This is a genomic window from Bacillota bacterium, assembly GCA_012837285.1.
Taxonomy (GTDB): domain Bacteria; phylum Bacillota; class DTU030; order DUMP01; family DUMP01; genus DUNI01.
Map to the genome: position 1 here is coordinate 1 of DURJ01000024.1, position 10,345 is coordinate 10,345.

A 10,345-nucleotide genomic window follows, 5' to 3' on the forward strand; every position below is an offset into this window, starting at 1 on the left:
GCAAGCACAGCCGGTATGGTTGCCAGCAGGCCCAGCAGCATTCCGGGCGCATTCATCATAGCAAATACATAGTCTAGCGGCAATTCAAGTAAAATTGGCATTAACCCAATGGCACCGGTTAGTAATATAATCCGGTGGGGGACACCATATTTGTTCGTTGCCCCCAACCAGGCAGGGAACAGTCCGTCTTCGGCCGCAGCCCACACACCGCGGCTGTAGTCCATGATCAGAGCCAGCATAGAGGTAAGTAAGGCAAAAAGTGCCCCGCCGATCACAAAAAACTTAAACATCCATGAAGGCATAAAGGTCTCAGCAGCAATAGACAATGGCTGTCGGATCATCTGCTTCCAGGGTACAACTCCTACAGCCACCGCAGCTATCACAGCGTACAAAGCCGATATGGAAAGAGTAGATACAGCAATAGCACGAGGCACTGTTCGCCCGGGGTTTTCTATTTCCCCAGCCAGATTTACTATGTTAGTACCACCCCATGCTGCATATCTAACATAGCTGACTGCTGCCAAAATACCCGATAGCCCCTTAACAGCAAACATATCCGTAAATGACCAATATTTAATACGAGGAATACCCATTATGACGAAGAGTCCCAAGGCTACTAGGATGAGAATCACCATCGTGTTTTGGACCTTGGCGGATGTCCTTATATTAAACAGGCAGATTGTGATAATAGCTATTACGATCAGGGCGCCGGCCATTTTAGAACTAATCCCAGGGATAATAGCGGGAAGATACTGCCCGGCAGCTATACCCACAACGGCTATGCTCAGTGTCTCCAGAACGGTATTCCACACCAGAAGAAAACCCATCAGCGGACTCAGAAACCGAGCCGCATATAGGTACTGACCGCCTCGCACCGGAAGTGCTGACGCTAACAACATATGAGGTATGTTAGCCAGCATAACCGCTAGGCCAGCAAGTAGAAACGACACAGGCACCCCCGGCCCCGCCACCCCCACCGCAACACCCGTTAGAGTGAATACACCGGCACCGATAATAGCGCCGGCCGCCATCAAAGTAGCATCTATGGCTGTCATTTTACTACCCTTATTGTTCAACCAAATCTCTCTCCTTTCAGGCTAAAAATTAGAAAGCCTCGGAGAAACCATAAGCCCCTTAAGGAGACTAATCCTCTACGGATCAGATCAAATTCGCTGGCTGACCGCCAACACAAAACCTGGTACGTATACGAGTGACTCAGGAGGGATTTCTTCCCTTGACGAAAATCTTCTGGAGGCTGCCCGGAGCTTATGGGCAGCCTCTCCTTAGGTTGCTTTGGCTTCACTGCCTTTCTTAAATTGCAGTTCGTTGTAACGGAAGAAGCCTCTATTCAGATACCCACGACGGATCGTAAGCACTCATTTCTTCTATTAGGTTAGTACCCTCATTCTTTAGCTTGTTAACCCGCAAATAGAAGTAGAGAATCCCGCCACCATAAAAAGCCACTATGCCTAAAATAGTAGGCAATGTTAGGGTCAAGAACAAATTGTAGCTAAGGAAAAAGGTTAGACCAATATTAGCCAGTACCAGTGTCCAGGTTAGCCAGGTAGGCATTTTGAACCATGCCTGTTCAAATTTCTTCGGCAGCTTACTAGGTGCAACAAGCGCTGGCAAAGTAGCCAAAAGGCCAAGCAGCATTCCAGGTGCATTCAATACCGCAAACACATAATCTAGTGGCAATTCCAGTAAAATTGGCGTCAATCCTATTGCACCCATTATTATGATGATACGATATGGAACGCCGTATTTATTTGTCACCTTCAACCACTCGGGAAACATGCCGTCATCAGCCGCTGCCCAGATAGCACGGCTAATGTCCATGAGGAAAGCCAATATCGTTGTAAGCACTGCAAAAAGTGCCCCACCTATTACAAAAAAGTTGAACGCCCATGAAGGCATATACGCCTTAGCAGCGACAGACAACGGCTGCTGAATCATCTGCTCCCAAGGTACCACACCCACGGCAACCATTGCCACAAGAGCGTACAACAAGGATACACCCATTGTAGAAACAGCAATAGAACGAGGAACTGTTCTACCGGCGTTTTCTATTTCACCGGCCAGATTTACCACGGCAGTACCGCCGTATGCAGCCGACCGCACATAGCTAACACCCACCAAAATACCTGCAAGACCTTTAACAGAAAACATATCCTTAAATGACCAATACTTCATATAAGGAATTCCCATTGCTACAAAAAGTGCCAGGGCAACTAGTACCAGAATAACCATAGCATTTTGCACCTTAGCAGATGTTTTAACATTAAGCAAGCAGGCACCGGTTAAACCTATTACCGTAATAGCACCTGCCATCTTAGGAGTAAGCGCGGGAATGATAGCAGGAAGGTATTGACCGGCAGATATGCCCAAAACGCTCAAATATATACACTCAAGAACAAGATTCCACACCAGAAGAAAGCCAAAAAGGGGGCTAACAAACCGAGCAACATGTAGATATTGAGCACCTCTGGCCGGAAGAGCTGACGAAACAACCATGTAAGGTAGATTGACCATCATAGCTGCCAAACCGGCAATTAAGAATGAAATAGGAACCCCTGGCCCAGCAGCCCCTACCGCAACACCTGTCATGCTAAACACACCTGCACCAATAATAGCGCCAACTGACATCAAAATAGCATCCATCGGCTTCATTTTGTTACTTTGATTAGCCATACATCAATCTCTCCCTTCATTTACAAAGCTTAGAATTTAGACAACCATTTCTTCATATGTCATTTTATCCCGTCATCGTTAAAAGGCTTTTGTTTCAACAGGTACATATAATACCAACAACACTGAACTACCTTATACGGCAAGTCCATGTGATAACAGGTTTTCTAGGTGTCAGTTAATCGCCACCAGCCATAAATGTTATGGCGATTAACTGACAAGATCTCATTTAGCGCTACTGCGCTTCTTTACATTTCAGGCTTAAACAACTGCCAAGCTGCATCCCGTTCGTAAATCCCGTCGGCTTTTGCCTTTTCAAAAGTCAAGCGAACATCTTCACGGATGACATCACTAATTCGTTTTAAGGCACCTTCAGGAGTAGCAGGGCATTTCCCGCTTTCAATGGAGTTAAAGAAGCATACGGAACCTAAATTAGAAACGAAGTCAGGTACCAGCCTGATACCTCTTTCTCTGATGATCTTGTCACCGGCTAATGTAGTCGGAATATTGGCGCCTTCCACTAATAGGCTGGCCTTAATTTTCGCAGCAGCGTCCTCGTCGATAACGTCTTCCACGGCAGCTGGGATCAAAATATCCACATCAAAGTACATCCAATCTTCTCTGGGTTTAACCTCGCATTTGGTCTTCATTTTTTCTGTCTCTACTTCCCCTAGCTTGTTGCGAGCGCCCAGCAAGTCTTTTATATCTAAACCATCCTCGTTGTAATAGGTGCCGTTAACGTCGGCAATGGCCACTACTTTATAGCCCTGTTTTTCCAACCATAAGGCTGCACTTCCACCAACTGCACCAAATCCTTGGATAGCTACTTTAGCACCGGGTTTTCCTTCTAGCAACTTCCAGGCTTCATCAGCAGCCGCTGCTACACCATAACCGGTAACCAAACGGTCCATGTCCAAGCCGTCGACTTTATGACTCATGATTTCCTGTAGACGCTTATTCCCTTCTTCAACTTTCTTTGGATTCTCCCTAATACTCTTCGGAGCGCTTTCTTTAACACCTAGCTCCTGTCTAATTCTCCTAATATCTTCAGCGCGGGTACCAAGGTCTGCACCAATGCCAACACCACTTTCTATATATGGTTTCATGGCTTTGAGATATCGTTTCAGCACATCGAGGGCATCTTCTTTATGATAGTCATAGATGATGCCACCTTTTGCGCCTCCAACTTCAGCCTGAGCAGCAACGTATTTGTAAGACATCACCTGGGCCAGTCTTTCCACTTCTTCTCTGGTCACGGTTGTATTCATACGAAGACCACCAGCCGCAAACTCATCGCGGATACTATCAACAACAAGCCATCCTCTGGCATCAGTTTTTCTGTCCGACCATTCAATCACTAAATACGGGTCTCGTGCCATTTTCGAATCCTCCCTTTTTGTTTATCTTGGAAGCAAGGACCCAACGAGCAGTATCTTCCCGAGACTATTTTGTTCAGATACCACTCGCTGACAATCCGGTAACTGTCTAACCCCTCACTATTAGGGCATCGGCGGCACAAACACCCTGTCCTTTGGGGTAAACAAACAATGGGTTGATATCTAATTCCTTAATATCGCTCCGCTTAACAGCCAGGTCTCCGACCTTAACTATCGTCTCTGCCAAAGCCTCCACATCAAGAGGCTCCGAACCGCGATAACCAGTGAACAACTTGTAGGCAGTGAGGGATTTAATCATTTCCAGGGTTTCGTTCTTGTTCAGCGGGGCTGGATAAAGAGCCACGTCCTTGAAGACCTCTACAAATACACCGCCCAGTCCCACTAGAACCATGGGTCCGAACTGAGGATCTCTATTGACCCCCACAATGATCTCAGTTCCTTTGGGCAACATTTTTTGAATTAGTACCCCGTTCACTCTGGCATCCGGTTTATGACGCTTTGCATTGTTCATGATTTCATTAAAAGCATTCTTAAGCTCGGCATCGTTTTTGATGCCCAGTTTCACTCCACCGATGTCAGTCTTATGCGGAATGTCAGGGGAATCTATCTTCAGCACCAAGGGATAGCCTATCGTCTTTGCCGCCTTTAAGGCCTCTGTCTCAGACTTAGCTACGTACTCCTCTGGCACAGAAATCCCATGTTCCTTAAGAATAGACTTGCTTGCATGCTCCGACAGGGTCTCGGTGCTTACTTTTGTTGCTGATTGCCCTTTCTTACTCACCACTTCCAGTGTTCTGGCATCGGGGTGGTACACGCAAAACTCAGCATACTTTTTAATAGCACTAAGTCCATACATAGGACTGTCAACTATCGGCACCGAATTAGCTGTATAGAATGCCCTTAATTCTGGATCCCGTTTTCTTGATATCCCTGGCATTATTACAATGGGCTTGCTACCCTCATTACTAACATCAATGAGGCACTTAGCTAAACCGTAGTCAACATGTCTGTCCCTTTCCGTTACAATTTCAGGTGGATTGAACCCTATTATCATCATACCTACTTCTGGGTCTGCCATTACTGTCCTCAAAGCCGCCCGAAACTTGTCATTGTCAAAAACCAATGTCGCTGTCATGTCAAGAGGGTTATTAGGCGTAGCATAGTCAGGTAACATATTATTTAGCTTTTGCAGCGTTTGGGCCGAGAACTCTGCCAATCTTGCCCCTTGTAATTGAGCCAGGTCAGCAGTAATGGCAGCTTGTCCACCGGACATATTGAGAAAAGCAAACGATTTTTGGGAAGGCTTTTTCTTGAGAGTACTCATTAGCACACAAACATTGACAAGCTCTTCTATATCGCACACCCGCACTACGCCAAACTTCTTAAACAAAGCATTAAAGGCCGCATCTGATCCGGCCAGGCTGCCAGTGTGAGCCGTTGTTGTTTGCCGCGCTTTTTCTGATGCTCCAACTTTTAGGGTCACGATCGGCTTACCCTTCGCAGCCGCTCTAGCTAACACTTGAGCAAATTTGTCGGGATATTTTATGCCCTCTAGATAAAGTGCTATCACTTCAGTATCTTCGTCTTCTATCAGGAATTCTAAATAATCTTCAATGCCAACAACGGCGTTGTTCCCACTGGAAATAACATAGGAGAATTTAAGATGCGAGACACTGAGCAAAAGAGTGGCAACTTGTCCACTCTGTGCCACCAAACCAATGTTACCTTTTTCTTGTTTAGCCGACAACGGCAGTCCAAAGGCATGGATGTTATTCACGTTATTAATAAACCCGGCACAGTTAGGTCCACACACTGCTATATTATTCTCAGTAGCTATCTCCACCAGTTTTTTCTGGGCTAATTTCCCCTCGGCACCAGCTTCACTATAGCCACTGGCATATACCACCGCACCCTTGCAGTTGTGTGCTGCGGCTTCTTCTAGAATATTGTTAACCGTAAACAGCGGCGTGCAGATAATGGCCATATCAATGTCGTGACCAATATCAGAAATGCTCTTATGGCATTTCTTACCCAGCACTTGTTCCCGGTTGGGGTTTACAAAGTACAAGTTATCGCCCAAATCACAGGCCAACATATTTTGACTTGCGTCTCGGCCAAAGCCCAACTTTTCACTGGCTCCAACTATCGCCACTGACTTGGGTCGTAACAAATGGTGTAGGTTCATTTAGACTCCCCCTGTGCGCTCCCCACTTCAATACCTTTTTTCAAAGCCTGCCGGTTAAGATTAATCACTTTCTCACCTTTGGGTTCGAAGTACTCTTCTAAAGAGGTTAATGCTGCTTCCTCAGATATAGTTGGAAATTTAGACAGCAACGCGCCTAGCATAACAACGTTGGCAACGCGTACATTACCTAGCTCGGTAGCCAATTCTGTAGCCGGAACCCTAATAACAGTGACGTCGTCGCGCACATCTTCTCTTTTCACCAGGGAGCTATTGATAAAAATGTATCCTCCCGGTTTAACCTGTGCTTCAAATTTATCCAGCGAAGGTCCGTTAAACACGACCAATACATCAGGATTATCTATATATGGGCTGGCCACTTGTTCCTCGGACACTATTACTGAACAGTTGGCAGTGCCTCCTCTCATCTCTCCGCCGTATGAAGGAAGCCAGGTACTATGCAAATCTGCTTTTAAGCCCGCATTGGCCAACATAACTCCTGTAGCCAGAACTCCTTGGCCCCCAAAGCCAGCAATCAGCACTTCATGCATTAGCCGTACCCTCCCTTTTAACCAATTCACCCATGGGGTAATACGGTATAACTTCGTTTTCAATTCTCTCCAGCGCTTTAAGTGGGCTTAAATGCCAGTTGGTTGGACAGGGAGACAGTATTTCAACCATGGAGAACCCCTCCCCGTTCAACTGGGCCTGTAAGGCCTGCTTAATATAACCTTTTGCTTTGCGAATGGCAGCTGGGTTATGCACTGATCCTCTAGCCACATAGGCTACCGGTAAAACAGCAATCATTTCCGTGATCTTAATAGGCATCCCTGTCAGCTCCGGATCCCTACCTTTGGGTGATGTGGTCGTTACTTGATTTGGTAATGTAGTCGGAGCCATTTGTCCACCTGTCATGCCATACACGCCGTTATTCACAAATATAGTGGTGATTTTTTCATTTCTAGCGGCAGCGTGGACAATTTCCGCACAACCAATAGATGATATGTCGCCATCACCTTGATAAGTCATTACCACTTTGTCAGGTTGCAGCCTCTTGATACCGGTAGCTACAGCTGGGGCCCTACCATGAGGTGAGCCAATCCTGTCCACACCAAAGTTAAAGCCCATTAAAGAGCAGCACCCTACCCCTAAAGCCATTATCGTTTTCTTGTCAACTCCCAGCTCTTCCAGTGCCTCAGCCGTAATCCGGTTAATGATACCATGACCGCAACCGGCGCAAAAACCCGTGGCCGAAATTATGGTTCGGGGCGTTTTACAAACTACTGCCAACTAGAACACCTCCTTTTCTTTACCGTCTAGGATATCTTTCGCCATTCGCAAAATAGCCTGTTCCTTTGGAGGAACCATACCGGCAGTATACACATGGACAGGCTTCTGGCCCTTTACAGCTAAGGCTACGTCTTCAACCATTTGACCTAAAGCACTCATTTCAACTGACAAGAACGCTTTAGCCGTATTTCTTACTTGTTCGAAAGCCTTAACAGGAAAAGGCCATAAAGAGATGGGCCGAATTAGCCCAATTTTTAGGCCCTGCTTTCTTCCCGTTCTAACAGCTTGATTGCAGATTCTAGACGAAATACCGTAAGCTACCAAAACAATGTCTGCATCTTCTGTACTAATAGCTTCGTAGCGTTGTTCTTGAGCGGCCATATTTCTGTACTTTTTCCTAATTATGTCGTCATACTGAGGTCCATCATAAGCAGCTGTAATAATATACCTGGGCTCATTTTCACCTTTTCCAGTCAGCGCCCACGGTTTATTCGGATTGGGAGTTTGCATTTCTGGAAGCTCCACTGCCTCCATCATCTGGCCTAGAGCCCCATCAGTAAGTAGAATTACCGGTGTGCGATGTTCTTCTGCCTTATCAAAAGCTAAGGCTGTAAGATCCGCTATTTCCTGAACGGTAGCAGGGGCATAAACTAATGCATGGTAATCACCGTGTCCGCCGCCCTTTGTAACTTGAAAGTAATCAGATTGTCCAGGCGATATCAATCCTAAGCCGCAGCCGTAACGGCAAACGTCAACTATTACTGCTGGCAAATCCACAGCGGCTATATAAGAGATTCCTTCTTGCTTCAAGCTATATCCCGGTCCAGCCGAAGCGCTTATGACTCGATAGCCGGTGCTGGCCGCCCCATAAAGCATGGATATGGCTGCTACTTCCGATTCTGCTTGGACAAAGTGTCCTCCAACCTCCGGCAGCCGGGCTGATAGGTACTCCATTATCTCCGTCTGAGGCGTGATAGGATATCCACAATATAAACGACAGCCGGCTCTCACTGCTGCTTCAGCCAAAGCCTCATTACCTCTCATCATCACTTTGCTCACATTCAATCCTCCCTTCAACTGATTTCAAACACAAAGTCAGGACAGACCGTGAAACATATGCCACAACTTATACACTTGTCTTCATCCACCTGTACATACTCATACCCTTGCTTGTTCATAACGCCTGATTTCGATATAGCCTTTTTCGGGCAGGCGTTTATGCAATAGTAACATCCCTTGCACCACTCAGATTTCACTGTCACTGCCACGGTAATACACCCCCTTTCAGATGAAGCCACCAAACAGATCTTCCATTATACCAGTCTATTATGTCTATCTTACCCATGTGATTGTCTACGATGACGTCGTATAGTGTATTCTACACGTACGCTCTGTTTCCTGCTGGTGAGACCTTTCTCCGGGCATAAGTTTATCTAATGCAGGCTGAAGCAATTGTTAATTAAAAAGCAAAAAGAAAAAGCGCCCGTTTTAGGAGCGCCTCTTTCTTCCTTGCTCTCTTATAAAAAGCAGCTAGCTTACAGGAAAATATTTTCCAGCTTGTGAAGACTTCCTTATCTTCTCCCACGGTGTTTGTGATAATCGTTGCGAGGATAAGAAAAGATCAGTTTTCATATCTTCAAAATTAGTCAGTATCTCTTTCTTGGGACCGGATATACTGAGCGTCTTCGTGCATTCCCCTAACAGGTTTAACACTGGTACGGCAATGCACATTGAACCTTCGTAACTCTCCTCATTATCGATAGCGTAACCTTTTTCTTTAATCTTGTCCAATTCATGTAGCAGTTTTTCTGGATCTGTTACTGTATTGGGACCTTGTTTCGTAAGCATGCCCGGTTCAAAGATCCACTCAATATCTTCTCGTTCTTGGTAAGCCAGGTGTACCTTTCCACTGGCTGTGGAATGGGCATTTGCAAAAAATCCTAGCCTCGGTGGTGATATATAGGGTTTATCCGGTAATTCAAGTACGGTATATACTACTAGATTATCTCTTGCATATATCCCGGAATATATAATTTGCTCCCATTTCCTACAAAGTCGCCGCGCCTCGTCTTGAGTTGCCACATCTGCATTTTGTTCTACATACCCTAAGCCTAACTCATATAATTTCCAACCCAATCCCAGCCTTCTGCTCTGCTCCTCTCTATATACCAGATCATACTCTTCCAGCGTTCTTATGATTGGGTATAAGGTTGTCCTGGGGATTCCCAGTACGGTACTCACGTTAGCTATTGTCAGCGGTTCATCTGAATGGCGAATTAGCGTCAAGACGGCAATGGCCCGTTCAATCGATTGGATTAAACCTTTGCTCACGGCAGAACCACTCTCCTATTTTGTCACAGCATACTATAGGCCTTCCGTTGTATATTGCCCCTCGCCAGCCATAGGCAACGGGCGGGAGTATCTTTATAGGATAATAGACTGGTAGGGACAAGTTTCGCCACTCCAGTGAAAAACTCCTGCTTTACCGGTACTGACAACTTTCAGGCAGAAGAGGCTGCCCCCCCAAACTGGTCCGGGACAGCCTCTATTCCTGACATTAGACATAATCTATAATCCTTGGACTTTATACATCATTTCTTCGTTATAGCTGGTAACAACCCGCATATAGTCGTTGAACTCTGCATTTACTTCATCGTCGCCGGTATCCACTAATAACGGTTGCCCTCTTAGGGAGACGATTTTGTTCTTGGTGGCAATGATCCTGATATTCTTCTTTCCTACTTTTTGTATCACCTTAGCGCTGAGCTGCTGATTACCTCGACCAAAA

Annotated in this window: 10 protein-coding genes; all 10 read right to left on the reverse strand. The window is 45.9% G+C overall.

The genetic code is table 11. The features are described 5' to 3' along the window. The coding region (locus tag GX016_01335; GenBank protein HHT70205.1) for an amino acid permease at nucleotides 1–1,076 on the reverse strand (1,076 nt) is incomplete at its 3' end. A 268-nt stretch (nucleotides 1,077–1,344) separates the two neighbouring features. After that, complete coding sequence (locus tag GX016_01340) at nucleotides 1,345–2,691, reverse strand: amino acid permease (protein ID HHT70206.1); 1,347 nt, start codon at nucleotides 2,689–2,691, stop codon at nucleotides 1,345–1,347. Between the two features lie 245 nt (nucleotides 2,692–2,936). Beyond that, nucleotides 2,937–4,067 (reverse strand): Glu/Leu/Phe/Val dehydrogenase, encoded by a 1,131-nt coding sequence (locus GX016_01345; protein HHT70207.1) that lies wholly within the window; start codon nucleotides 4,065–4,067, stop codon nucleotides 2,937–2,939. Nucleotides 4,068–4,173: 106 nt separating this feature from the next. Then, on the reverse strand, nucleotides 4,174–6,270 hold the full coding sequence (locus GX016_01350; GenBank protein ID HHT70208.1) for an acetate--CoA ligase family protein: 2,097 nt from the start codon (nucleotides 6,268–6,270) through the stop codon (nucleotides 4,174–4,176). Beyond that, on the reverse strand, nucleotides 6,267–6,818 hold the full coding sequence (locus GX016_01355; GenBank protein ID HHT70209.1) for a 2-oxoacid:ferredoxin oxidoreductase subunit gamma: 552 nt from the start codon (nucleotides 6,816–6,818) through the stop codon (nucleotides 6,267–6,269). The genes GX016_01350 and GX016_01355 overlap by 4 nt, the downstream gene beginning before the upstream one ends. Further along, nucleotides 6,811–7,557: a 2-oxoglutarate oxidoreductase gene (locus GX016_01360; protein ID HHT70210.1), complete on the reverse strand. Its 747-nt coding sequence runs from the start codon at nucleotides 7,555–7,557 to the stop codon at nucleotides 6,811–6,813. The genes GX016_01355 and GX016_01360 overlap by 8 nt, the downstream gene beginning before the upstream one ends. Further along, a complete protein-coding gene (gene vorB, locus GX016_01365; protein HHT70211.1) occupies nucleotides 7,558–8,604 on the reverse strand; it encodes a 3-methyl-2-oxobutanoate dehydrogenase subunit VorB in 1,047 nt (348 codons plus the stop codon). A gap of 26 nt (nucleotides 8,605–8,630) precedes the next feature. Then, the gene (locus GX016_01370) at nucleotides 8,631–8,831 is read right to left on the reverse strand and encodes a 4Fe-4S binding protein (GenBank protein HHT70212.1); all 201 of its coding nucleotides are present in this window, start codon (nucleotides 8,829–8,831) and stop codon (nucleotides 8,631–8,633) included. Nucleotides 8,832–9,087: 256 nt separating this feature from the next. Next, complete coding sequence (locus GX016_01375) at nucleotides 9,088–9,888, reverse strand: IclR family transcriptional regulator (protein ID HHT70213.1); 801 nt, start codon at nucleotides 9,886–9,888, stop codon at nucleotides 9,088–9,090. Nucleotides 9,889–10,125: 237 nt separating this feature from the next. Further along, the coding region (locus GX016_01380; protein HHT70214.1) for an ATP-NAD kinase at nucleotides 10,126–10,345 on the reverse strand (220 nt) is incomplete at its 5' end.

Coding starts and splice junctions, on each gene's coding strand:
- GX016_01340 (HHT70206.1), bottom strand. CDS start 2,691: ATGGCTAATCAAAGTAACAAAATGAAGCCGATGGATGCTATTTTGATG.
- GX016_01345 (HHT70207.1), bottom strand. CDS start 4,067: ATGGCACGAGACCCGTATTTAGTGATTGAATGGTCGGACAGAAAAACT.
- GX016_01350 (HHT70208.1), bottom strand. CDS start 6,270: ATGAACCTACACCATTTGTTACGACCCAAGTCAGTGGCGATAGTTGGA.
- GX016_01355 (HHT70209.1), bottom strand. CDS start 6,818: ATGCATGAAGTGCTGATTGCTGGCTTTGGGGGCCAAGGAGTTCTGGCT.
- vorB (HHT70211.1), bottom strand. CDS start 8,604: ATGATGAGAGGTAATGAGGCTTTGGCTGAAGCAGCAGTGAGAGCCGGC.